General features: G+C 40.4%; 26 protein-coding genes. 23 read left to right on the plus strand and 3 right to left on the minus strand.

Features of this window, described 5'->3' with window-relative positions; all coding sequences use genetic code 11:
- Window positions 1-41: 41 nt before the first annotated feature.
- A complete protein-coding gene (locus PING_RS06565) occupies window positions 42-332 on the minus strand; it encodes a sll1863 family stress response protein (RefSeq protein WP_011769634.1) in 291 nt (96 codons plus the stop codon).
- Between the two features lie 343 nt (window positions 333-675).
- On the opposite strand from PING_RS06565, the gene PING_RS06570 reads away from it, so the two are divergent.
- Window positions 676-1,296, plus strand: a complete 621-nt coding sequence (locus tag PING_RS06570; RefSeq protein ID WP_011769635.1) for an FMN-dependent NADH-azoreductase — start codon at window positions 676-678, stop codon at window positions 1,294-1,296.
- Between the two features lie 140 nt (window positions 1,297-1,436).
- Here PING_RS06570 and PING_RS06575 read toward each other — a convergent pair whose 3' ends face one another.
- Together PING_RS06575 and PING_RS06580 are read right to left on the minus strand one after the other, a co-directional pair.
- Window positions 1,437-1,916, minus strand: coding sequence for a heme-degrading domain-containing protein (locus PING_RS06575; protein ID WP_011769636.1), 480 nt, complete (start codon window positions 1,914-1,916; stop codon window positions 1,437-1,439).
- Complete coding sequence (locus tag PING_RS06580) at window positions 1,913-3,103, minus strand: oxidoreductase (RefSeq protein ID WP_232279408.1); 1,191 nt, start codon at window positions 3,101-3,103, stop codon at window positions 1,913-1,915. The genes PING_RS06575 and PING_RS06580 overlap by 4 nt, the downstream gene beginning before the upstream one ends.
- Before the next feature lie 1,201 nt (window positions 3,104-4,304).
- On the opposite strand from PING_RS06580, the gene PING_RS06585 reads away from it, so the two are divergent.
- The 22 genes from PING_RS06585 to PING_RS06695 all read left to right on the plus strand — a co-directional run bounded on the left by PING_RS06585 (window position 4,305) and on the right by PING_RS06695 (window position 24,594).
- Entirely contained in the window at window positions 4,305-5,723 is a 1,419-nt protein-coding gene (locus tag PING_RS06585) for a sigma-54-dependent transcriptional regulator (protein ID WP_011769638.1), read from the plus strand.
- A gap of 13 nt (window positions 5,724-5,736) precedes the next feature.
- Entirely contained in the window at window positions 5,737-6,270 is a 534-nt protein-coding gene (locus tag PING_RS06590) for an Hsp20/alpha crystallin family protein (RefSeq protein WP_011769639.1), read from the plus strand.
- Window positions 6,271-6,337: 67 nt separating this feature from the next.
- Entirely contained in the window at window positions 6,338-8,536 is a 2,199-nt protein-coding gene (locus tag PING_RS06595) for a CDC48 family AAA ATPase (protein WP_011769640.1), read from the plus strand.
- Entirely contained in the window at window positions 8,526-9,338 is an 813-nt protein-coding gene (locus PING_RS06600; protein WP_011769641.1) for a GvpL/GvpF family gas vesicle protein, read from the plus strand. The genes PING_RS06595 and PING_RS06600 overlap by 11 nt, the downstream gene beginning before the upstream one ends.
- A complete protein-coding gene (locus PING_RS06605; protein WP_011769642.1) occupies window positions 9,335-10,090 on the plus strand; it encodes a GvpL/GvpF family gas vesicle protein in 756 nt (251 codons plus the stop codon). The genes PING_RS06600 and PING_RS06605 overlap by 4 nt, the downstream gene beginning before the upstream one ends.
- Window positions 10,087-11,607 carry an ATP-binding protein gene (locus PING_RS06610; protein WP_011769643.1) on the plus strand — a complete coding sequence of 507 codons (1,521 nt, stop codon included), beginning with the start codon at window positions 10,087-10,089 and terminating at the stop codon, window positions 11,605-11,607. Before PING_RS06605 ends, PING_RS06610 begins: the two co-directional genes overlap by 4 nt.
- Window positions 11,604-11,996 (plus strand): response regulator, encoded by a 393-nt coding sequence (locus PING_RS06615; protein ID WP_011769644.1) that lies wholly within the window; start codon window positions 11,604-11,606, stop codon window positions 11,994-11,996. Before PING_RS06610 ends, PING_RS06615 begins: the two co-directional genes overlap by 4 nt.
- Window positions 11,997-13,638: 1,642 nt before the next feature.
- The gene (gene gvpA, locus PING_RS06620) at window positions 13,639-13,857 is read left to right on the plus strand and encodes a gas vesicle structural protein GvpA (protein WP_011769645.1); all 219 of its coding nucleotides are present in this window, start codon (window positions 13,639-13,641) and stop codon (window positions 13,855-13,857) included.
- Window positions 13,858-14,033: 176 nt separating this feature from the next.
- Window positions 14,034-15,293 carry a hypothetical protein gene (locus PING_RS06625; protein ID WP_011769646.1) on the plus strand — a complete coding sequence of 420 codons (1,260 nt, stop codon included), beginning with the start codon at window positions 14,034-14,036 and terminating at the stop codon, window positions 15,291-15,293.
- Window positions 15,294-15,404: 111 nt separating this feature from the next.
- A complete protein-coding gene (gene gvpN, locus PING_RS06630) occupies window positions 15,405-16,409 on the plus strand; it encodes a gas vesicle protein GvpN (protein ID WP_011769647.1) in 1,005 nt (334 codons plus the stop codon).
- A gap of 36 nt (window positions 16,410-16,445) precedes the next feature.
- A complete protein-coding gene (locus PING_RS06635) occupies window positions 16,446-16,757 on the plus strand; it encodes a hypothetical protein (RefSeq protein ID WP_011769648.1) in 312 nt (103 codons plus the stop codon).
- A gap of 125 nt (window positions 16,758-16,882) precedes the next feature.
- Window positions 16,883-17,059 (plus strand): hypothetical protein, encoded by a 177-nt coding sequence (locus PING_RS19790; RefSeq protein WP_157035314.1) that lies wholly within the window; start codon window positions 16,883-16,885, stop codon window positions 17,057-17,059.
- 72 nt (window positions 17,060-17,131) lie between these two features.
- Window positions 17,132-17,938, plus strand: coding sequence for a GvpL/GvpF family gas vesicle protein (locus PING_RS06640; RefSeq protein WP_011769650.1), 807 nt, complete (start codon window positions 17,132-17,134; stop codon window positions 17,936-17,938).
- Window positions 17,939-17,944: 6 nt separating this feature from the next.
- On the plus strand, window positions 17,945-18,394 hold the full coding sequence (locus tag PING_RS19795; RefSeq protein ID WP_011769651.1) for a gas vesicle protein GvpG: 450 nt from the start codon (window positions 17,945-17,947) through the stop codon (window positions 18,392-18,394).
- A gap of 80 nt (window positions 18,395-18,474) precedes the next feature.
- Window positions 18,475-18,693, plus strand: a complete 219-nt coding sequence (locus PING_RS06655) for a gas vesicle protein (RefSeq protein WP_157035315.1) — start codon at window positions 18,475-18,477, stop codon at window positions 18,691-18,693.
- 1 nt (window position 18,694) lies between these two features.
- The gene (locus PING_RS06660) at window positions 18,695-19,027 is read left to right on the plus strand and encodes a gas vesicle protein K (RefSeq protein WP_011769653.1); all 333 of its coding nucleotides are present in this window, start codon (window positions 18,695-18,697) and stop codon (window positions 19,025-19,027) included.
- Between the two features lie 13 nt (window positions 19,028-19,040).
- Entirely contained in the window at window positions 19,041-19,346 is a 306-nt protein-coding gene (locus PING_RS06665; RefSeq protein ID WP_011769654.1) for a gas vesicle protein, read from the plus strand.
- Between the two features lie 643 nt (window positions 19,347-19,989).
- The gene (locus tag PING_RS06670) at window positions 19,990-20,532 is read left to right on the plus strand and encodes a hypothetical protein (protein WP_011769655.1); all 543 of its coding nucleotides are present in this window, start codon (window positions 19,990-19,992) and stop codon (window positions 20,530-20,532) included.
- A gap of 928 nt (window positions 20,533-21,460) precedes the next feature.
- Window positions 21,461-22,036: a TerD family protein gene (locus PING_RS06680; protein ID WP_011769656.1), complete on the plus strand. Its 576-nt coding sequence runs from the start codon at window positions 21,461-21,463 to the stop codon at window positions 22,034-22,036.
- An 85-nt stretch (window positions 22,037-22,121) separates the two neighbouring features.
- Window positions 22,122-22,727 (plus strand): TerD family protein, encoded by a 606-nt coding sequence (locus PING_RS06685; RefSeq protein ID WP_011769657.1) that lies wholly within the window; start codon window positions 22,122-22,124, stop codon window positions 22,725-22,727.
- Window positions 22,728-22,874: 147 nt separating this feature from the next.
- Entirely contained in the window at window positions 22,875-23,453 is a 579-nt protein-coding gene (locus tag PING_RS06690) for a TerD family protein (RefSeq protein WP_011769658.1), read from the plus strand.
- Window positions 23,454-23,502: 49 nt separating this feature from the next.
- Window positions 23,503-24,594 carry a sodium:calcium antiporter gene (locus tag PING_RS06695; RefSeq protein ID WP_011769659.1) on the plus strand — a complete coding sequence of 364 codons (1,092 nt, stop codon included), beginning with the start codon at window positions 23,503-23,505 and terminating at the stop codon, window positions 24,592-24,594.
- Window positions 24,595-24,693 lie beyond the last annotated feature (99 nt).

Here is a 24,693-nt window from a genome sequence, read left to right on the forward strand (position 1 = left end):
GGCTAACACCTATCGATAATTAGCCCTGAAAAAGTAATCCGTTATTTTTTAGGTAAATGTTGTTTTGCTTTTTCATACAATTCTTTTATTTTATCCATGGAAGAATGCACTCCTTTTTCTAATTTATGCTCGGTACTTTCGGCAGAAGATTTAAGTTTTTCCAATTTTCGGTGCGCATGCCAGAGCTCGTTATCAAGTGTTTTTAAATGCGGTTCTAATGTGGTCTGTATTTCTTTCCCGGCTAAATTCATCTGTATTCTGGCTTCATCTACTTTGCTCTGCAATTCTTCCAGTTCTTTTTTTAATGTTGTTAACATTGATTGTTTACCCATGACAAATTCCTTTTAGTGAACATTTATTTTTTGGCTCTATACCTATAGTCTGCAACCTAACTAAACATCTTTTTATCCGGCTTAGTTAGCTGTTATCGCTATCAATGAAAGTATAGGAAAAACCATTTTTTTTGCCAGAGATAACGGATTTAAAAAAGCTGATTTTAATAGTAGAAATCTATCCTATTCGGCAGTGTTAAGCCGAATTGAATACTGGTTGCCCGTCTTTAAATATCAAACCCAAAAACAAGTCAAAAAAACTGAACAAACAGCTCTGTATAATAGGATTTATTTATATCTTTCTGCGCGTATGATTCGATTTAACCAAAAAAAGGATGAATTTATGATTAATTTTTTAGCATTAAAATCAAGTATATTAGGCGATTACTCCAGTTCATCGAAATTAATTGATGAACTGTTAGCAAAATATACACCGCAACAGGCAATAATTACTGAACACGACCTTGCCGAGCAGCCCTTACCTGTTCTAGATGGTGAGATAGCCATGGCAATGAGATCGCCAGAGCAGCTCAATGATAAACAGCGTGATGCCTTAGCACTTTCCGATAAACTCATTTCTGAGCTGGTAGCATCCGATCTATTAGTGATTGCTGCACCTATGTATAACTTTATGATCCCGACACAATTAAAGAATTGGATTGATCTGGTCGCGCGCGCGGGTAAAACATTTTCCTATACGGAACAGGGACCGCAAGGCTTAATCTCAGGTACTCGTGCCATTATTGTGACAACCCGCGGTGGTATGCATAAAGAGCAAGGGACTGATCAGCAAGTTCCTTACTTAAAAACCGTACTGAATTTTATGGGTATTAGTGATATTGAAGTCGTTTACGCTGAATCATTAGCGATGGGACCCGAAACAGCAGAGCTTAACCTCGAGCAGGCGCGTAAGCAACTCAGTGTTTTTACTAATGATATAAGTACGCTTAACAGCCAAAGTTAATACCTGGATAATAAATTTAATACGGTTTATCAGTATTTAATTATTAATTAATATTGATAAACCGTCCGCTTAGCTGCTCTAACGCGTATCCATTTAAGCAGCTGCCATCGGGGAATTAACAAGCAGGGTAGTTAAGGTTTTTAGCTCTTTTGCACTGATTTAATTAAATCAGTGAGGGCGTCAATGACCATCTGATGATCTTCCCGTTGCGGAAGGCCAGAGACTGTCACCACCCCCACCAAACCACATTTTTTTATCCTAATCGGGAATGCCCCTCCATGGGCGCAATAATCATCAGCATTAATATGCACCTGCTGTTCAAATTCTCTGTTTTTAGCTTTATTGTATTGACCAATATAATAAGAGCTGTGACCAAAACGTAATACAGTCTGCCGTTTTCGTTTTATCCAGATTTGATTATCAAGTTGTGTGCCAGACATAGCATAACTAAATAAAGTTTGGCTAAAGGCATACACTTCAATGGCTACCAGAGTACTGTTATCCTCGGCTATTTTTTTTAATTGACAGCCTAATTTCCAGGCGGTCTGATTATTAAAGAATGCAAATTGCAGTTCGCTTTCCTGACCTAATAAATCCTGCAGTGAATACTCCTCATTCATAATTCAACCTTCATTGTTTTTCCTAAGCGGCTGCTTTCCATCGCTAATTTAATCAGTTTAATATTCCACAATGCATCTTCTGCCAATACGGGAGGTTTAGCGCCGCTATTAATGGCCTTCGCCATTTGCACAAAAAAATGTTGATAACCACCAAGCTCTGTTTTAGCAACCTGTGATGAGTCTTCGAAGTATAAATGGCCATATTGATCCCGGTTTTCCTGACCCCAGTCAGTAGTCTTAGGCAGCACGCCTGCTTTTAATCTATCTTCCTGCGGATCCAGTCCCCATTTTCTGTAGTTAGCCCGATCGCCTTGAATATTAAAACGTAAGTTTGGCGCGGCACAAAATAATGAAGCACTTAATAGCGCGAGTTTATCCCGGTAGTGCAGGGTTAAGTTAAAATAATCAATATTGGTAGCACCTTCCCGCATTATTTTACATTGCGCGGTGATAGCGTCGGGTAATCCGAATAGCTGCAATGCCTGGTCAATTAAATGGGGGCCCAAATCAAATAAGATACCGCCACCATCTTGAGTATTTTCACGCCAGCGTTGAACAACGTTTGGCCTGAAACGGTCAAAGTGTGATTCAAAATGTTTAATATTACCCAGTTTTTTTTCTGCCATTAATTTTTTAATAGTCAGAAAATCACCATCCCAGCGCCGATTGTGGTAGACACTTAATATCAACCCTTTTTCTTTTGCCAGAGCGATCAGGGTTTGACCATCAGCAACGTTAGTCACAAAGGGTTTTTCTAATATCACGTGTTTATTATTTTCCAGTGCCAATTTAGCGAGTGAAAAATGGACATCGTTAGGCGCGGTAATAATAACTAGCTGAGTATCACTCTTTTGCAGCATCTCCTCTGCGCTTAAATAATGTGCCGTATTTGGCCAATCTTGTTTAACCGCGTCAATTTGACTGCTGCTGATTGCCGACACTTCAAACTCCGGCAGTGACTCGATAAAAGGAAGGTGAAATGTTTTTGCAGAGAAACCATATCCGATGATGGCGGTCTTAATAACACGCGTGTTCATTTTATTGCTCATTGTTGCTCCTTTATTGATTTTATTGACCACCCGGACCTGCTCTTCAATATTGTTTAATGTCCCGGGTAGTTGATATTGGACCGTGATGCTAATATCTGTTTTGTGTAAATGACAATAGGGGGTGTAGATTTTTAACATAGAAAGAGCGTAAAAAAGAGCACTTAATGCATGTTTACCTAATAAGGGGACTTATTAACTTACCAAAATACTTTTTTGGTAAGTTAATAGTGACGATACCATGTGAAAATATGTTGTTGTAAAATTTAATTACGATTTGTTTACAGTATTTATTTTAATATCTTTAGCTAAGATTTCCCTAATAATTACTTTCACCTCTTTTGTACATTAGTCTGTATTCGCACTAATATGCAGATGTAAAAAAATGTTTATTTAGAGTATTTACAACAGATTTTTTATAAAAATAAAGGGTTAGATTGGGTTTTTGATTATTGTTTTATTTTTTATTAATAAGTAGTGTAAATACAGTCTTGTATATGTATCATGGGGATTCTTTATAAATGAGAAAATAACATATTTAACTATTTATTTTCAATATGTTAAGGTTTTAGCATGTGAAACAACGGGATTAAAATTTCAGCTGATGTGTAATAAATGTGTAGAAACGGGTTATACCTGCAGAGAAACACAGTAATTTTTAAGGTAGTTAATATGTCAAGTTCCTCTTTTATTGAAAAATTCGTACGGATTTAAGAAAAATCACTAGAGTCTTCACACTGAAAAAACTCAGTTAACCTCCACTTGGGATAATGAAAACGTAATACTCATTAATATTATAGAGTTAAGGTTTTATAGCAGACAATGTAGCTAGATTGATAATGCTAGTGACTGATTCTATCTTCGCCGTTATAGACCTTTCGCAGTCATAGACCTTATGCATGTGTTGATGTCTTTTATGGGGAGTAATACGATAGCCTTTTTTGACAAGTGGACTAAGCTCTGCTAGTCCTGTCTTAATTTGTGAGATCCAATTTATAGTCGTTTTGATCCCTGTAAACAAAGCATTTATGAAAAAAAATATGGCTAAGTTTATGGAGCAAAAGAGTTTGACGAAGAATAAGTTATTTAGCAGAGAACCTAGCGCATGAATAACATGCTATCTTATCTGAATGGAATAAATAAAGTTGTATGCTGACTTTATCCTTTGACTCATATAGGCGGGTCAGTATGCATTATTTGCGTACCTAAGGATCTGTATTGGAGGCCTATTTTATTGTCTCTAACGAGATGATTATTCAGGATGTTATGCCGTTATGGCGATTACCCTGAAATTTTCCGATAATAAATGAAGATTAATGCTATTGCATAAGGACTGTTATAAGTGAATGTTGGATTTAAGGAAAAGTTCAAAGATGCCCCAACCGTTCTGATTGTTGACGATGATCCAGATATCTGTTCGTTGCTGTCTTATTTGATGAAACGAGAAGGGTATGTCGTAGAAATTGTCCACGATGGCATGGCAGCTCTTGAGCTAATGCGTAACCGGGTACCCGATATTATACTGACCGATTTACGAATGCCGCGAATGGATGGCTTTGAGCTACTAAAGCAGGTAAAGCTTATCAAACAGGATCTTCCTGTTGTGATACTCACCGCTTATGCAGGTGTTCACGGTGCTGTAGAGTCAATGAAGGAGGGGGCTGATGATTACTTAGCTAAACCCTTTGATAACAGTAAAGTGGTGATGCTGGTTCATAGAATCCTCCTCCAGCATAACTGCTATGAAAGAGGCAAACTTAATGAGCAACCTATTGAGGGTGGTGTTCATGATATTGTTACGGTGATGGGACCGAGTGCTATCATTCACACCTTGGCCGCTCAGGTTAAGTTGGTCGCGCAATCCAATTTCAATGTCATTATTCAAGGTGCTACTGGTGTCGGTAAAGAGGTGGTGGCCCAAGCTATTCATGCTCAGAGTCCATACGCTTCCGGCCCCTTTGTGCCGGTGGATTGTGGCGCTATCCCTGAAATGCTATTGGAGAGTGAACTTTTTGGCCACGAAAAGGGCGCTTTTACGGGTGCGTACCGAGCAAAGCAAGGCAAGTTCGAAGCTGCTCGAGGTGGCACACTGTTTCTGGATGAAATTGCCAATATGCCACTGACTTCTCAGGCTAAAATTCTACGAGTTATGCAGGAAAAAATTATTTTTCCTGTAGGGTCAAACCAGCCTATTAAAATTGATGTGCGCCTTATAGTGGCTAGCCATGAAAATTTAGAAGCTAAGGTCGCAGAGGGTACTTTCCGAGAAGATCTCTATTACCGATTCAATGAATTCACCATAAAAGTACCGCTGTTGTCTGAACGAAAGGAAGATCAGATTTATCTTGCTAAGCGATTTATGAACGAGACTAACCGAGAGCTTGGCAAAAACGTGACTCTTTCGATAGGCGCGATTAACAAAATGCAAACCTATGAATGGCGAGGAAATGTGCGCGAATTGCGGGCGGTGATCCGCCGTGCGGTTCTCTTGGCGCAAACCGAAATCAGGGAAGAGCATCTTTCTATTAGAAGTAGGATCAGAGATAAGGATGAATCTGGCCAGTTAAATGGCATCAATTTCACAACCGCATCTTCTCTGCCTTTGAAGGAAATCGTTCGTGATTGTAGTGAGAGAGTAGAAAAGAAGACATTAGCGCAGGTGCTGAGAGAAACCAATGGTAACAAGGCCAAAGCGGCCCGCATCCTGAAAATAGATTATAAAACGCTACTTAACAAAGTAAAGTATTATGAATTAAAATAGAGAGGATATGAAAATGAAGAAAAAAACAGATGATTCAAAAAACAGTGAAAGTAACGACTTAGGTGGTGTCTTTCAGGGTTTAGCCAAACTGGTTGAGACGCTCGGTGATCTCGCTGACAAAGGAGCGGAGCTCAAACGTAGTGGTGAATTCAAAATATCAGGTCAGGAAGATAATAAAGATTTGAAAGGCGTCTATGGTTTTTCAATAAAGACGGGGATCAACGAGAAGGGGGATCAGGATATCAATGTACAACCCTTCGGCAACGTACATCGAAATGAGGAAACGGGAGAATCTGTTATTATGGAGGTCAGAGAACCTCTGGTGGATATTTTTGATGAAGATGAATATGTATTGGTCGTCGCGGAGATGCCTGGAATTAGCGCAGAGGATTTACGGCTGGAGCTGCACGACGACATTTTGGATTTGACGGCAGAGAAAGGAAATAACAAATACCACAAAGAGCTGCTGCTGCCAGCGACATTCACCACCGAGCAAATGGATATTTCGGTGAAGAATGGAATGGTTGAAATTAAACTGCGTAAATAATTTTGAATAAAATTCCGATGAAGGGTTGCTAAGCGCCATTCGGCACTAGCTGAAAAGGAGGTTTTTAATGAATGAAAAAAGCACATCACCCCTTATGCTTCAAGTTGCAGAGGCGCTAAGTAAGGATGTTGGCCGTACTTATGCCCGTATTGGACCAGAAGACATGTTACGTTTAGGGCTTGAAGTCGGCGATATAGTGACGGTGAATGGAAAACGGCGCACAGTGGCCAAAGTGATGATTTGTTACAAACCGATGCGCGAGCAGTCTTGCATTCAGTTAGATGGTATTAGCCGAAGTAATGCTGGTGTAGGCCTTGGCGATCGTGTTGAGGTCGAACGGATTATCGCTTCCCCCGCTCAGCGCTTGACACTCACTCCGGTCGATCTCGCTCCCCGAAAAAAAGATCTTAACTACATAGGTAGTCTGGTTGATGGCCTGGTTGTTATGGAAGGAGATCGTATTCGAGTTTCCCTTTTTGGCAGCCGCTCAATCGATTTTAGAGTGAAAAATGTCAGTCCAAAATCTCCAGTCTTGATCGGCGGTACCACACAGTTAACGATTGGTGATGAAGCTGAAGAGGAGACGTCGTCATCCTCGCTATCTTATGAAGATGTGGGTGGGGTTAAACCTCAACTGGCGCGAATACGAGAGATGATCGAACTGCCACTGCGCTATCCTGAATTATTTGATCAATTGGGTATCGACGCCCCTAAAGGTGTCCTCATTTATGGGCCACCGGGCTGTGGGAAGACCCTTATTGCTCGGATCATAGCCCATGAAACCGAAGCGAACTTTTTTTCGGTGAGTGGCCCTGAAATTATTCATAAATTCTATGGTGAAAGCGAAGCGCACTTGAGAAAAATTTTCGAAGAGGCGGGGCGTAAGGGACCCAGTATTATCTTTATAGATGAAATTGATGCCATCGCACCACGTCGAGACCAAGTTGTCGGTGAGGTGGAAAAGCGGGTAGTGGCACAATTACTGGCACTGATGGATGGCCTAAACAGTCGCCAGAACATTATCGTCATTGCCGCCACTAATCTTCCCAATCTTCTGGATCCGGCGCTTCGTCGGCCCGGACGTTTTGATCGTGAAATCTGTATTCCCATCCCAGATCGTGATGGTCGATTACAAATTCTTGAGATCCACACTCGTGGTATGCCCTTGGCCGATGATGTGAAAATGAACCATCTTGCCGATGTGACCCATGGTTTTGTTGGTGCTGATCTTGAAGCGCTTTGTCGTGAAGCTGCGATGTCGGTCTTACGGGAAATTCTCCCAAGTATCAATTTATCCCTTGCCAGTATCCCTTGCGAGCAGCTGGCAAAATTGCATGTGGGTATGGCTGATTTTCTTGTCGCATTACGGGAAGTCGAACCTTCTGCTATCCGTGAGGTCTTCGTGGATATTCCCAACGTGAGCTGGGATGATGTTGGTGGGTTATCAGATATAAAACAACAGCTTATTGAAGCTATTGAATGGCCCCTTAAGTACCCAGAACTCTTTGAGCAATCCGGCGTGCGACCTCCCAAAGGGTTATTACTTTGCGGCCCGCCGGGTGTGGGAAAGACGCTGATCGCCAAGGCAGTCGCCAATGAAAGTGGTGTTAATGTGATTTCTGTCAAAGGACCAGCACTTATCTCTAAGTATGTTGGTGAATCTGAAAGAGGGGTGAGAGAGGTTTTTCACAAAGCCCGCCAAGCGGCTCCCTGCATTATCTTCTTTGATGAAATCGATGCGCTCGTTCCACTGCGTGGCAGCGGAGGGTCAGATTCCCATGTAGCAGATCGCGTTCTCAGCCAGTTTCTTGCTGAAATGGACGGCATAGACGATCTCAAAGGCGTGTTTATCTTCGGTGCCACCAACCGCCGTGATCTGATCGATCCAGCCATGCTCAGACCGGGTCGTTTTGACCAAATTGTCAATATCCCACTCCCCGATACTGAGGGACGTACGGAAATTTTTGCTGTTCATTTGCGAGATAAGCCATTGGCTGAGGGGATCGAAGCACAAAACCTTGCTGAACGAACATCCGGCTATAGTAGTGCTGAGATAGCAGCCTTGTGTAACCGTTCGGCCTTGCGGGCTATTCGCCGAGTAGTCGATACAGCGGGTGGAGATCCGACCAAGGGACTCAACGTACTGATTGAACTGGAAGATTTTGAGTTTACCCTAGCGGAAATGGGGATTAAAACGCAAGATTTGACCTGCAATCAGCCACAAATTAATTCCACAGAGAGTCAGAGTAACGTTTATGAAGAATAGTAACCATTCCGGGCTTGATCCAAACCAAGCCCTCTACCTATATTGTTTTGTTCACGCCGATAGCATTCAGAGCGTAACAAGTCAGGCGATTGAAAAGGACAGCCCAGTATTTATTTATCAGTGGCAAGATATCGCCGCAGTGCTTAGTCACGTGCCCACCTCTTATTTCACGGGCTATGATGATGAAGAGCCTGAGCAAACTATTGCCAGAATCCTACCTCGAACGCAGCTGCATGAGCAGGTTATCGAAGAAGTCATGCGTCAATCGCCGGTTTTTCCTGCTCAGTTTGGCACGCTCTTTTCTTCACAGGAAAGTCTGGAACAAGAAATTTCGCAACAGTATTTGGCTATTACCCACACCCTGAAAGAGGTGTCCGGATCGGTAGAATGGGCGGTTAAAGGTGTGCTGGATAGAGGTGTAGCAGAGAAGGCACTTTATTCACAACAGCTAACAGAACAACAGAATAGTCTCTCAAGTTCACCTGGAATGCGGCACCTTCAGGAGCAACGTCTTCGCCGAGAAACTCAGAGTAAATTAAACTCCTGGTTACATCAATTGTACACCGACATCGCGACACCACTTTCTGAACTGTCTGGCGATTTTTTCCAGCGCAAGATACCGTCCTCCATCGAAGAAGGCAAAGAAGTTATCTTGAACTGGGCATTTCTCGTGCCAGAGTCTGCTGGTGATGACTTTCATGCCCAAATTGACAAACTGAATCAAAGGCTTAACTCCTTTGGGCTGGTGATTCAATGCTCGGGGCCTTGGCCTCCTTACAGTTTTTGCAATCAATCATCATGAGCTATCTAATATATTGCGTACTGGCGACGCCCATTGATGATGAAATCGCCCTGCCGATCAAGGTGAATGAACAACCTGTGTTATGGGTCTCCGAACGAGGATTGAGTATCGCGCTCAGCCCTAACTCTGAAATCAGTTCAGGACAAGTGACAGTTGATGAACAGTTGCGCTATGGTAAGCTGGTTGAAACGCTTCATCACGATTATGATCTGATACCGATGCAGTACGGCAGCCGCTTTGAAAAACTATCCGACGTGACGTTGCATTTGCAGGAACATTATAAGCATTACCTGCAGCTTCTGGAGCAGGTAAAAGGCTGTGTTGAAATGAGTATTCGAATGTTGCTCCCGGATTCGGCTGCGCTGATCACCGATTCTGATGATGGCGCTTCGAAAGCATCAAAGGAAATAGAAAGCAGATCAGGATTGAGCTACCTACAGTCGCGACGCATTCATTATACCGCTGAAGGTGATAGTCGAAGCAGTCAAGATAGTTTCAAGCTTATAATCGACTCCAAGCTTGCGCAACTCTATATCAGTTACCGATCCGATACTGGTATATTGGCAGAACGGCAGGTTCATTCTCGCCATTACTTAGTACGGCGAGAGAAAGTTGAAGCTTTTACCAAAGCCTTGCACGAGGTGATGGAACTCGATATAGGTTACCTATTTTTAAGCGGTCCATGGCCTCCCTATCACTTTGTACATAAAGAAAAATCAAGCATGGATATGCTACTGGAAGATATTTTATGACTAATCATTATAGTTTAAACCTCCTTGCGAGTAATCACTCCGTTGCGAAACAGCCGGCGTCAGAGAGCACGGGAGACAATGTACAATACCAGCAGCTCTACGATATGCTGCTTAATGCGACTCCCTCTTCCATATTATTAATCGACAGCAAGTTACGTATTACCTCGGCTAATCGCAATTTCCTCACTCGAAGTCAGCGCACTCTTTCCGCGACAATAGGTTGCCGGCTTACAGAAGTCTTTCCGATGGTTATTCTGGAACGAACGGATATCAAGCAACAGATCTTAGAAGTATTTAATACTCACAAGGCTTCTGTTGGACGACGTATGACCTATCGGGCCCCCGGCGTGCCATTTAAAACCTATTACTATCGTATCTTGCCCGTAGAATCCAGCGAGCAGTGCGAACAAGTCATGTTACTGATGGAAGATGTTACCGATCAGATCCGCCTCAGTGAAGATATGCGCCGTATGGAAAGTCACCTTGGTAGCATTGTGGAAAGTGCTAGCGACCTAATGCTGTCTTTAGATACCGAAGGGCGTATCTTAACCTGGAACTTGGCGGCAGAAAAACTCTCAGGTTTTACTTTTCTAAACGTTAAAGGGAAGTTGTTTTTCGAGTTTTTCAAAGCCTCTGAGCATTTAGAGATCAAGACGCTTTTTATCAACATATGTATCCATGTTTACTCCTTGAACGCCGAGTTGGAGTTGATCTCCGGGGAAGGCACTGAAATCCCAGTCGCCTGGGTTTTCTCGCCGATGAAAGATGACGATGCCAAAACCGTAGGCATTGTTGCTGTCGGGCGGGATCTGACCGAACAACGCAAGTTGGAGGTCGAGTTACGGCAGTCACAAAAACTCGCTGCGCTGGGGGTAATGGCTGGCGGTATCGCTCATGAAATCCGTAACCCTCTTGCAGTTTGTTCCTCAGCGGCGCAATTTCTGATGGAAGAGGGGCTTCCTCTTGAATTTAGAACCGAATGTGCGGAGAAAATCCAAGTCAGTCTTGAGAAGGCTTCCTGCATCATTGAAAACTTGCTGCGATTTTCCAGACCTTCCAGCGAACAAAATATGGTGCCGGTAGATCTGGATACTGTGCTATGCGAAACAATTATGTTGATCGCAAACCAAGCCAAGGTATATAAAATTGAAATAGTCTATCAGCCTATTGGAAAATGTGGGTCGGTGTCTGGAATATTCACCCTGCTACAGCAAGTCTTTATGAATTTTTTCCTTAATGCCATTAATGCTATGCCCCATGGTGGGAAGCTAAGTATCATTCTGGAGCAACAAAACGATGAAGCGCGTATTTGTATCAGGGACACGGGGACTGGGATTTTGGAAGGTGCGCTGGATAATATCTTTGATCCTTTTCATACTTCCTCTCCTGCAGGAAAAGGCGTTGGACTCGGACTTTCTCTCTGTTATTCGATTGTCAAACAACATCGGGGTAGTATTAGCGTGGATAGCATGCTCGGTAAGGGAAGCACTTTCACAGTATTGTTACCAGCATTATGAAATCGCCATCACAGCTTACCATCGACTGTCTCATCGTAGATGATGAACCCGGTATAGCTTGGGTCATGGAACATATATTGCGGGGTCAGGGTTACACAGTGGTCAGTGTCCAAACTGGCGATGAGGCTTTGAAAGCAGTGAAAGAAGAGGATTTCCGATTGATTTTCATGGATGCTAAACTACCTGATATCGAAGGTTTAGTGCTTGCTCGTAAATTGCAATTTATGAAACTAGAAATACCGATCATTATGGTCTCCGGTTATTATTATCCAGACGATCCTGCCATTATTCAGGCGATTGAAAGCAATATTATTTTAAAGTTTATTGCCAAGCCATTCACTAATAGTCATATTATTGCCGCCTTAGAAGGTTTGTCAAATTCCAAGTAAAATAATATGACAGTATCCCCATCAATATATTCGTAAGCAACCAATTAAAAAATCTCAATAAGTTGCTAAATTTTTTATGCTTTCCTTTTTAAGGAGAAGATGATTATGATGAGCAGGTGAAGTGGAGCAACACGCCACCGCTTCACCTGCTCATTATCAAAATCTGGCAAGCACTGCCCGCCAGTTAATTTGAAGAGAGTGAGCAAGTTAAGATAGTGCCTGCAGATATTGGTGTTATTACACCATTGTACAAAATACGTTTGTCGGCATGGTAAAAAAAACCATAACAAGCAGTAAAATTATCAGCGTATCAAAACCTAAGCAACCTACCTGAGGGAGTGTTGCAAGCCCTAAAATATTTTACCTCAAAAGACTGGAAAGCACCGCCTCTAAATCGTCAGACTGATATATTACAAGAGTGAATTTCGACATATTACGCAGTACCTTAGTAAATGAGTGCATAAAAGCACCGGCATTAGTTGAGCCTATCATTGATTTATACCAAAATATTTACCGGGCGATAATGTAGCGTTTGTTGATGGAAAAACCGTGTAGTATTTTAGATAAGCCCAATAGAAAAAGGCAGTGAAATTCCTACATATGGCTATCAAAGCTGGCAATTTGCACAATCTTGCGTGGTTATTTATGACTCTCAACCTGGTCGCGGACATGAACATCCCAACGATTTTTTAGTGGGTTATAGTGGGCCTTTACTCTGTATTGGAGGGGCTTCTCTGAATACTGGAGGCATACGCTGATTGCTCAATCCCAAAAACTGGTAAAGCCAACGTTGCTATTAACAAGACTCAAAACTTTATGTACTAGAGAAGCGGCTACGTTATTGCCATCTATTGAGCACCATAGACTAAAGCAAAACGAAGTTCAGTCTATTTTAGATAAATTTAAAAAATGGCTGGATGAAAGATCACAAACTTTTTTCCCGAAAATCGCTGTATCCACACTGTGAACTATTGGCAAGTTTTAACGCGTTATGGAAAGCCGCGAATTAGGCATTGATAATAACGTTACTGAGTAATATATATGGCGCTTAATGACAGGTGGAACTGGATGTTCGCGCAATCGGTCAAAGGAGCAGAATGCCAGTGCAGTGCTTTACAGTATTATAATGGCCTGCCAAACCAATAAATATTAACGCATATTTAATTGTTTGAAGAGCCGCCAAGCGCTGAAAAGGCGCTGATTTAAGTAATTTATTACCCATGAATGCTCAGTTAAAAGCTTGATATAGCTGAGTGCGCTGCTTAATTGTGTGCTTACGTCTCTCAGGCACTAAGTGAAATTCACATATTTAGATTCAAGTGATGCTCTAATTTTGAATTCTAAATGGGGGTGTAAATACCATAGTATGGTACGAGTTCCATACATTTGTCCCCCCTAAAGTAGTTGCTACCCATTCCCTTTTCTTTTATGCTATTTATATATTTACAATTAAATCTTTAAAAACAGGGTGTTATGTTTTTATTTTGTTATTGTTCTCTTTTGGCATGGTTGATGCAATGTATGGAGTATTGATGAGTAACGACTCTTTAAACAGTCGAAGTGATTTAATAATAAGTTTACAGAGCAGATCACAAAATAATTGTGACTGATTATCTAAAATAATTCTTTAAGGAATATGAATATGGCTAACGTACAAAAAACTACTGATTCTTCAGGCCTAGCAGAAGTTATCGATCGCATCCTTGACAAAGGCATCGTAATCGACGCATTCGTTAAAGTATCACTAGTAGGTATCGAGTTACTATCAATCGAAGCACGTGTTGTTATCGCTTCAGTTGAAACTTACTTGAAATATGCTGAAGCTATTGGTCTTACAGCGAGCGCTGCAACACCTGCATAGCGCTTCTGCACCAGCATGATGGCAACATCATGAATAGCCTTTTTAGAGATTAACATTTTTTTGAAAAGGCTATTAAGCTTTATTGGGGCTGAATAATTTATTTCAGCCCTTTAATAATAATTGCGGCTATAATTGAAAATTGAAATTGACAAGCCGTGAAAACCGGGAGATGGACGATGAACTTCCTAGAGAACATGGATCTACTCCAAAACGAACATATTGGTAGATCAGAATCTAAGATTACCGAGCTACTTACTGACTTACATCAAATACGCATAGCAACGGGTGAAAAAAGCGCAGCCGCACGAGCTGAGCTTGTAAATACTAACGCTAAAGCGACAGAAGAAATGCTCAAAAACTTCAATCAAACACGAATGAATGCCACTCAAAAACGAATCGAAATAGCCACTCAGGATACACAGCAACGGTTAACTTTTGCTAGCAATCTGAAGCGAAAAGTCGCGGACCTGCTGGATCATTTTCATACATCCCGGCAGCATATGGCGGAATCATCGACTGCCGCACGAGCTGAGCTTGTCAACGCTAACGCTAAAGCGACAGAAGAGATGATCAAAGGCTTCAATCAAATCCGAATTAATATCAATAAGACTCGAATTGAGATGGCAGAAACATCAGCTGCCGAACGAGCAGAATTTTTTGCAAAAAATGCCAATGTGACAGAAGAAATGCTGAAAGGCTTCAATCAAATGCGATTTAATGCCAATCAGGCTCGAATTGAAATGGTAAGTCAGGATACACAGCAGCGATTGACTTTTGTTCGCAATATGAAGCGAAAAGTCGAGGATTTAGCAGATAAATCTCAGGCACTCCACACCCAGATAGCGGAAACGTCGGCTGTCGAACCAGCAGAGATTGTCAGCTCTGATACCAAAACGACAGAAGAGGTAACCAGTCAAGATACTCCTCAGCGGTCGACTTTAGCTAGTAATGAAGAAAAAGTTGTTACGCCAAAGATTAGAGCGGGGCTGTTGAAGGCCGAGGCGTTAATAATAGCTTCAGAAACCACAATCGATCAGCAAGTAAAAAAATCGGTGGCTAAGAAGAAACAGCCAGCAGCTAAAGCAAGAACGACAGAAACTAAAATGACAGTAGCAGCTAAAGCTAGAACGACAGAAACTAAAATGACAGTAGCAGCTAAAGATAAAACGCCAGAAACTAAAACGACAGTAGCAGCTAAAGATAAAACCCCAGTAGCAGCTAAAGCTAAAACAACTAGAGCAGCTAGAGCTAAAGTAGCAGCAGCTAGTAGAGCTAAAGTAGCAGCCGCTAAAAATACTGAAGCTAAAGCTAAAACAGCAGCCACTAAAACAACAGAAGCTAAAACTGAAGCTAAAGTAGCAGCCACTAAAACGACAGAAGCTAAAACTGAAGCTAAAGTAGCAGCCACTAAAACTGAAGCTAAAGAGCAAGACTAGAAAACCTAGTGCCACCGAAGACCAGAAATGTTTGAATAATAAATAGTGTTCATCTAAGCCGGTAACGGAAGCTAACATTCAAACAATAATAATACTAGCGAGTATAAAGACATGAGCATAGAAAACCTGAATAATGTATCGGAGATTAAGATTGAACAATCCGACGACGATCATATTTATCCTGAAGCCAGTGAAGATTTCGTAGAAACACCTTATATAAAAGAAGTAACGGAACGCGCTATGCTTTATTTAGACGCGGGTTACCCCGTCCATTTTGCAGGCCCAGCAGGAACAGGAAAGACCACACTGGCATTCCATATCGCGGCACTGCGACAACGTCCGGTTACGTTGATTCATGGTAATCATGAATTTGGAACTTCTGACTTAATCGGTAAGGAATCAGGTTATCGGAGACATCGAGTAGTAGATAATTATGTTCACTCGGTAGTTAAAGAAGAAGAAGAGTTACAGAGTCTGTGGAGTGATAACCGTCTGACTACCTGCTGCCGTAATGGTGACACATTGGTCTATGACGAGTTTAACCGTTCAACACCGGAAGCCAATAACGTATTGCTCAGTATCCTAGAAGAGGGAATATTGAATTTACCGAGCTCGCGCAGTGATGGTTATCTTGAAGTTCATCCTCAGTTCAGAGCTATTTTCACCTCAAATCCGCAAGAGTATGCAGGTACTCATGCTACTCAGGATGCGTTGGTTGATCGTATGATTACCATCATGCTTCATTACCCCGATCGACATACTGAAGTGCGCGTTGCCATTGCCAAATCTGGTATCAACAGCGATGAGGCCGGATCTATCGTCGATATTGTTAATGAATTTCGTGAGTTATGTGGTAGTAAAATAGTATCCAGCGGCCCGAAGACGATGCCGACGGTTCGTGCTTCGATTGCCATTGCTCGCGTTCTGGTCCAGAAGGGCGAGCATGCTTTTCGTGACAATACATTCTTTCACCGTATCTGCCGTGATGTCCTGTGCATGTATACTCAACAGGTATCCTTTTCCAACCGATCTGTCTTGGATAAACAACTAGAAGATCTCATTATGAAATTTTGTCCTGCGACGTACAAGTCATCAGGGTCTAAAATCAGGGCCTAAAATGGTAAAGTCAACTCAATAATAAGGTGATTCGTTATGACTGCTGCGAAAAGAAAAACGCTTAGAGGGCTTGCAGATATCCGCACTATAAGTTCATGTGGTACATCAGGGCAAGAAGCTTATCAGATGTACCTGAAGCGCGGGGTTCTGGAGATGGAGAAACTCCGACGCCAAAAAGAAAAGAACAGTGCGCTTGAACGAGTAACGAATATTAATCGTCGTCTAATGGCTATTGATACTGACATCGATTTTCTGTGCCAGAGCTTGAAAGTGATAGAAAAGCGCACAAATCAAGAGAACTCGATTGTCGAAAAATCAGTCAGTAGAGGATTTAAACTCCGTTATTGAAGTATACCTTATGTTTTTTTAAGCAATTTAAGATTTTTTTTGGTACTCTATCGGAAATACTTACAAAGTGTTTCCGATAGAGTACCTACTTGACTAGATACAATATTTCGAAAAGGGAACCTAAAATGGAAATAAAAATCAACTGCATCTCCTGCGGACATCAAATTGTTATAAGCGATAGCTACCAAGATTATGAAGGACCTATTAAGTGTTGGGTTTGTGCTGCACTCCTTGATGTAAAACTTGAAGACGGTCGTATAAAGCGTATTCGTCCAATGCAGTTGAAGGAAATAACTGAATAATTGAATAACTGAATAACTGAATAATTGAATAACTGAAAATTACCCGGATTATAAATAAGAGAATAGGGTGTTATGGCCGAAAATAAAAAAAAAGTGCGCAAATCAAGTAGCAAGGTTATAGCTAAGCCAAAGGTTATTTATGCTATCACTGCTGGGGGTCTGCAGGATTTAGGAAATTTAGTTGGTATCAATAAAAGCGATATATATACCATTGAAAAAGAATCCATAAGTTTTGTGGTCAGTGACCTAAGTCCATCTTCGCCGCGCCCCAGACCTGATCGACGTAATATTATGGCGCATAATGAAATTCTCAAACAGCTAATGAGTAAGACGAGCGTGCTGCCCGTTCGCTTCGGTACAGTCGCGACAGGTGAACGGGCTGTTAACCGTTTTTGCTCTCAATATAACGCCCAGTTACTTGAACAACTGGATCGCGTTCAAGATAGAGTAGAGATGGGGATTAAAGTGACTTGGAATGTGCCTAATATTTATGATTATTTTGTCGATAATCATTCTGAATTACGCGAAGAACGAGATCGGGTTTATGACGGTAACAAAAATCCTAGAAGAGACGATCGTATCAACCTTGGGCACATGTATGACGCTTTAGTAACAGAGGCTCGATTATCCCATCAAACTGATCTTGAAGAGATTATTTTACCTGGTTGCGATGAGATTCATAGCATTCCACCGAAAGATGAGAAAGTGGTGGTTAATCTTGCATGCCTAGTTCAACGCGCTGATCTTGAAGTATTTGAGGAACGTGTTGTTGAAGCAGGGAAGACGCTCGATAATACCTATGACATTGAACTAAATGGTCCTTGGGCGCCACATAATTTCGTCGAACTTGATCTAAAGACCATGACAGGCAGGCGGTGATAAACCATGTTTATTCTGGATGACATTCTGCTAGCACCCTACTCGGGCATTAAATGGTTGTTCAAAGAGATCCAGCGTCAGGCTCAGGAAGAACTGGATGGTGAAGCAGATCGAATCACCACTGATTTAACCAATTTATATCGACAATTTGAGAGCAACGAAATAACTGAGCAAGAGTTTGAAGAGCGGGAAACTGTTTTGCTTGATAGGTTGGATGAATTGCAGGAAGAGAGTAATTTACTTGACGAAGAATACGATGAAGAATACGAAGACGACGATGAAGAATACGAAGACGACGATGAAGAATATGAAGACGACGATGAAGAATACGAAGACGACGATGAAGAATACGAAGACGATGATAAAAACGATAAAGATAAAAATGATGATCATGACAATGATGATGATGATGAAAATAAAGATGAAAATGACAAATATAATGACGAAGAAAGATAGGAGTGATATCTTAAGCCTCAAGTTTAAAAAAACTCAAAAAAAATGCATCGAATAACATTTTTATCAAGGGAAATATGCCTATGGCGAACGTGAGTATTAATCCGGAACTGACTGCACAGGAATGCGAGAAAATATCCCTTTGTGATGCCCTTGATCGTATTATTAATAAAGGTGTAGTGATCCACGGTGAAATAACGATTTCGGTTGCCAATGTCGATCTTATTTCCCTTGGTGTGCGACTAATACTGAGTAACGTTGAGACTAGAGAGCAATCTAATACTCCTAAAGAGGAGGTTTAAGATGCCTTTTGAACACTTTAAATCGAACAATCAAGCAGATGTGAATTCGGACACAAAGCCGGCGGCTAGTGTCGGTGGACTAAATCTGGAGTCTGATGATCTGAAGAACGGTTTGGGGAGATTAGTTTTAACGCTGGTCAAACTGCTGCATGAGTTGCTAGAGCGCCAAGCTCTAAGACGTATGGATGCAGGCTCATTGCAAGATGACGAAATAGAACGTTTGGGATTAGCCTTTATGAAGCAGGCTGAAGAGATTGATAGGCTACGAAAGGAATTTGGCCTTGAAGTTGAAGATCTTAATTTAGATTTGGGCCCATTGGGCCGTTTACTGTAAGGAATATATAGGTATGGCAACAGGAAAACCGCAGTCGATGACTCATTCGGTGAAAAGTACCACCGTAGCGGATCTATTAGAACGTATTCTGGACAAGGGAATAGTGGTAACTGGTGATATTAAAATCAAACTGGTTGATGTAGAACTCCTTACTGTGGAGTTGCGTCTAGTGATCTGCTCGGTGGATAAAGCGGTAGAGATGGGAATGGACTGGTGGAACAACAATCCTGCTTTCGCTCCTCAAGCTCCTGCGCAAGAAGGTGAGTTATCCAGCATTGAAAAACGGTTAGAAAAAATAGAGAAAGCATTAGTTAAATGATATGAGGAAAGCGAATGTCGAAGAGTGTGAGATGGACTGTTTCACAAACTGGCATTGTTAAGTACGGGGGATAATCACAAAAATTATAAATAACCCTTGTTATAACGAGTTTTAATTATTAAATAAAAAATCCAAAGAATACTAATTTGGTCATTTAAGTAATAAAGCATAAATTTTCAAATATCTTTTTATTACATTGATATAAAGATGTTTGATTTTATATGTTCGCCTACTTACTTATTTGGTGCCATCGTGGCTTACCCATAAAATTGACGTAACACCGATCATAGCGCAAGCTCATGAAAAAAGAGTCCTTCATTAAAGATTGTCATTATCTTGAAAAATATGCGATATTTATGCTTAATACATCAACTGTGGCGTATTTTTGCTTGATAATCTAATGAATTTTTTATTATAACGTCGCCCTATATAATATTTTTACGAATTAATATTTTTCTCTGTAATGATACCCACTTCTCAATTATGTTTGAATGAATAACTTTAATTCAAACATTTTACAAATCAATATAAGCGAATCTCCATTTTAACTATGCAGCTGATAACTCAATAAAATATATATGAGTTGGAACCTTTTAGAAAGAATCGTTGCTAGAAGCTTATGTGCAAATATTTAAGGAAAGTGATGACTACGCCAATACCGCGACTATTAATATGCATCCCGATTATTCATACGCAATCAGATATGGGATCGTTAAAGCAAGCAGAGGAAGACCAGCCCGCCGTCACACAACTTTGGCAGGAGATTGAAGAGAAAATTCTAGGTTTTGAGCTTCCCTTTAACAAAGTGCGTTTGTATCAAGATGGCCTGCCCGTATCGGATTTGGCCACTCAAATCGTTAAGGAAACAGCTGCTCAAGGTAGCCATAACCATAAACTCCTTATGCTCCTTATTGAAAAAGGCGCCACGCTGATGGGAACAGAGGATCCCTCTTTGCTTTTAGAAGAGTATCATTTTGATAAGCAATTGGTTAAGCAAGAAATAAGTAAGGAAGATGCCTCAACTATCAAACTGGCCCAATCCCTACTCGAGAGGCGGGATCGTTTTATTGCTGAGCGTGTTAACGCTACACTGAGCTTTGGTGAGATTGGTATATTGTTTTTAGGTGCCCTCCATCAGCCAAATAAATGGTTAGAGAAGGATATTCGGATTATCCAGTGCGGCTAGATAAATCGGTAGAAGATTAAAAGTTAATTTTCTTACTTTGGTAAGGTTAGTGAATCTAAAACTGGATCCATAGGTTTTGCATCGTAAGGTATTGCCTAAGTTAAAGGCAAGTGGGTGAACTTATAAAATTAAACACTTTTACAATTTAATGCTTCTATATATCAATATGATATCTAGAAGCATTGTGGATTTATATGTTTAAAACCTATGCGTCATTACTTATCCGTGTTGACAGGAAAAACCATGGGCGACTTGTTTTTTAATCTTGTGAGCTGCAAAATCATAGCAAACGTATCAATTAAGTGATCATCTTTACTATCCAAAATCACCCTGACTGTTTTGTGATTGTAAATTTTTTCTTTAAAGCCATTAATAATTAATTTAACGCTTTCGGTTGTGAATATATAATACAAACTTAATTTCCTTTTCTTGGCACATTTTACTTGCATTAGGCTGTTATTGACCTCGATCCCGTCGCTCTATAGGCTTTCACCTCCCCCATCAGTGGAAACAACATAAGTCCACATACAATATTATTATTGATCACCTTTATTATTAAAAAATTTATGACCGATTGAAGTCGTGAGTATATAAATACAATAGAATGTTGGCGAAAAGAGTTATATCTGCATTTTGGTGGTCAAGTTGCCATTATTATTGAACTATCTAAGAAACCAATAGTCTAAATATTTCGATGTGCTATGCCCTGGCGTTTATTTTGGCGTTTATTTTGCTCCTTTGAGAGTGTGATCACTCTTCCTGAGGTAAGTTAACTTTCATCGTCGGATCTTTATTATTTATTCTGATAGGTATGATTCTGAATAATAGGCTAGTATATCTTGATTTTTTACACGTGGAGTTTTAACTCTGCTTCATGTTAGACTCGATTTTAGATTTTATTTTCAATAACTAAAAAGGTGGTATCAGAATGGCTGTTTCTCTACAAAAAGGCGGAAATGTTTCACTAGATAAAGTTGCGCCAGGTATGACTAAATGTCTACTCGGTTTAGGTTGGGATTCAAGAAGTACTGATGGAACTGATTTTGACTTAGATGCATCTGGCTTTATGGTTAATGCAGAAGGTAAAGTACTTTCAGATAAAGGTTTTATTTTTTACGGTAACTTAGTTTCTGAGTGTAGTTCTGTTGAACATACTGGTGATAACTTAACCGGCGAAGGCGAGGGTGATGACGAAGCGATTAAAATTAATTTAAGCAAAGTCCCTGCTGATGTTGTGAGAATTGTTATTGGTGTAACGATTCACGAAGCTGAATCACGTAAACAAAATTTTGGTCAAGTTTCTAATGCTTTCATTCGAGTTGTTAATGAAGAGAACAACGAGGAAGTTGCCCGTTACGATTTAACGGAAGACTATTCTACTGAAACGGCACTGCTTTTCGGTGAAATGTATCGCCACAATGGTGCATGGAAATTTAAAGCTGTGGGTCAAGGTTTTGCCGGCGGCTTAAAAGCAATGGCGCAACAATTTAATGTTAATGTTTAACTTTAAATACAGTTAGTCGAACAATATTTATTCTGGGGGAGCATCTGTTTCCCCTTTTTTACATGTTTAGATTAAGGAAATAATAATGGCAATTTCATTAGAAAAAGGGCAAAAAATTAGCCTTGAAAAAAGTAATGGTTCGAACTTAGACCAAATCTGTGTTGGTGTGAACTGGGGTGCGATTGAAAAGAAAGGGTTATTTGGCGGCAAAAAAAAAGTTGCTGTTGATTTAGATGCAAGTTGTATTGTTTTTGATGCTAAGAATGAAGTCATAGACACTGTCTACTTTGGCAAATTGGAAACACAAGGTATTAAACACTCTGGTGATGACCGAACGGGTGATCTTGATGGCGATGATGGCTTGGATAATGAAATAATCACGTTAAATTTAAATAAGTTAGACAGCAATGCGCATCAAATAGTCTTTGTTTTAAATTCCTACAGCGGTCACGATTTTAAAACCATTCCTTTTGCTTCTATCCGTCTGTATGAAGGTACTCCAACGCATGTAAACAGTGTTTATGCCACTTATGATGTGACTAATGACCCGCAATTTTCAGGCGCTCTTTCAATGGTATTAGGTAAATTCTACCTACATAATAAAAATTGGAAATTCTCTGCTCTTGGTGAACCCACTAAAGACAGTAAATTACCCGGCATGATAGAGACGGTTAAAAAACATTATTTATAATTTTCTTTGAATATTAGTCGGCCTTAATATTAACAATAGAACCTGACACTCTTTGTTGTGATCAGTTAGCTATCCACTTTTATCTTTATATTAAATGACATTAAATATCTTTACATTAAATGACACTAAACTATTATAGGACATAAAATGGCAGTTTCTTTGCAAAAAGGCGGTAACGTCTCTTTAGAAAAAATAGCGCCCTCCATGCAGAATTGCTTGCTTGGTTTGGGATGGGATGCAAATTCAATGAATGGTCATGATTTTGATCTAGACGCATCTGCATTTATGCTTAATTCAGAAAATAAAATTCTTTCTGATTCTCATTTTATTTTCTATGGTCAATTGTTATCTCCATGCCAATCTATTGAACACACGGGTGATAATTTAACCGGTGAGGGTGACGGAGATGATGAATCCATTAAAGTGGACTTAGGCGCAGTGCCTGCCGAGGTTGCTAAAATTGTTGTCGGTGTCACTATTCATGAAGCAGAGAAACGCCATCAAAATTTCGGGCAGGTTTCAAATGCATTTATGCGTTTAATAGATGAAAGCAATCATCAAGAAGTGGTGCGTTATGATTTATCTGAGGATTATTCCACAGAAACTGCATTAATTTTTGGTGAATTATACCGCCATAAAGGAGAGTGGAAATTTAAAGCAATTGGTCAAGGTTACTCAGGTGGACTGCATGCGATGGCAGTCAACTATGGGATTAATATTACCTAACATTTTTTGATGTTAGGTAAAACGTACTGAATATAATTAGAGATATTAAATGAACACAATAGAAAACGTATGGCCCTTTTTATTAATTATTTTTTCATGTTATTTATTAAAATATGCATGTGATACTTTTGAGCAAGCTGCCTCTTATTTAGGGAGAAACTTTCCACCAGGTGTGAAGGGTGCAACTGTCAATGCAGTCGGATCAAGTATGCCTGAAATGTGCGTAGTGATTGCATGTTTATTCTGGTTTAACGATCCATCATTAGTGATGGTTGCATTAGGAGTGACAGCGGGATCTGCAATATTTAATGGCTGTGTTATACCGGCGCTTTCTATTATTATGGCAAAAGATGAGGACGGCTCAGCCGTTAAATCGATTAAATTAACTAAACGCGTGTTAATAAGAGACGTATTTTGGGTGTTAACAGCAGAAATTGCATTGATTATCTTTCTCGGTTTTAATCATTTTACACTCTGGATGGCGGTCGTATTAAATGTTATCTATGTATTTTATGCAGTGCACTTATATATTGATTCAAAACGTAATCGTGAAGGTGATGACGAAGATGTGTATGAGTATGAAGAGATTGATGATCGCGGCGTGTTTTTAAATTTAATTACCTTTAACTTCAATACCTTATTTTTCTCAAATAGACCCTTTACATTAGTCTCGTCGCTGGTTGTTTTAAGTTTAGCGATTGCTGTTATTTCTGGCTCTTCGAGTATATTAGTTGAAGGCGTACTAGGCAGTGCATCCGTGCTCGGCGTACCTGAATTTTTTGCAGGATTAATCTTTGGGTCTGCGGCATCTTCCGTTCCAGATTTAATGTTATCAGTCAAGGATGCTAGAAAAGGAGAATATGAAGATGCGGTTGCTAATCCGCTAGCATCAAATACTTTTGATACGACTATCGCTTTTGCATTACCTTTGCTGGCTTGGTTTTTAATTAACGGTGTTGATTCATTACCTTTGCTTCAAGATGATAGTTTAACCTTGTTACGTTGGTCTATTGTCGGTATTACAGGCGGCGTCGCAGCAAGCTTAATTTTTAACTATAAGAAAGTAACTCGAAATGTTGCATACTTCCTGTTAGCCATGTTCTTTGTGTGGGCTGGTGTTATGTATGCATTGATTGGCTAAATTAATCTAATTAATGACGCTCAATATTGGAGCTCCAACATTCAGCTGTTTGTGGTTATGCTTAACTACTTGCAAGCATGATTGATGGAGCTTTATTCT

Origin of the sequence: Psychromonas ingrahamii 37 (genome assembly GCF_000015285.1) — a bacterium.
Classification (GTDB): domain Bacteria; phylum Pseudomonadota; class Gammaproteobacteria; order Enterobacterales; family Psychromonadaceae; genus Psychromonas; species Psychromonas ingrahamii.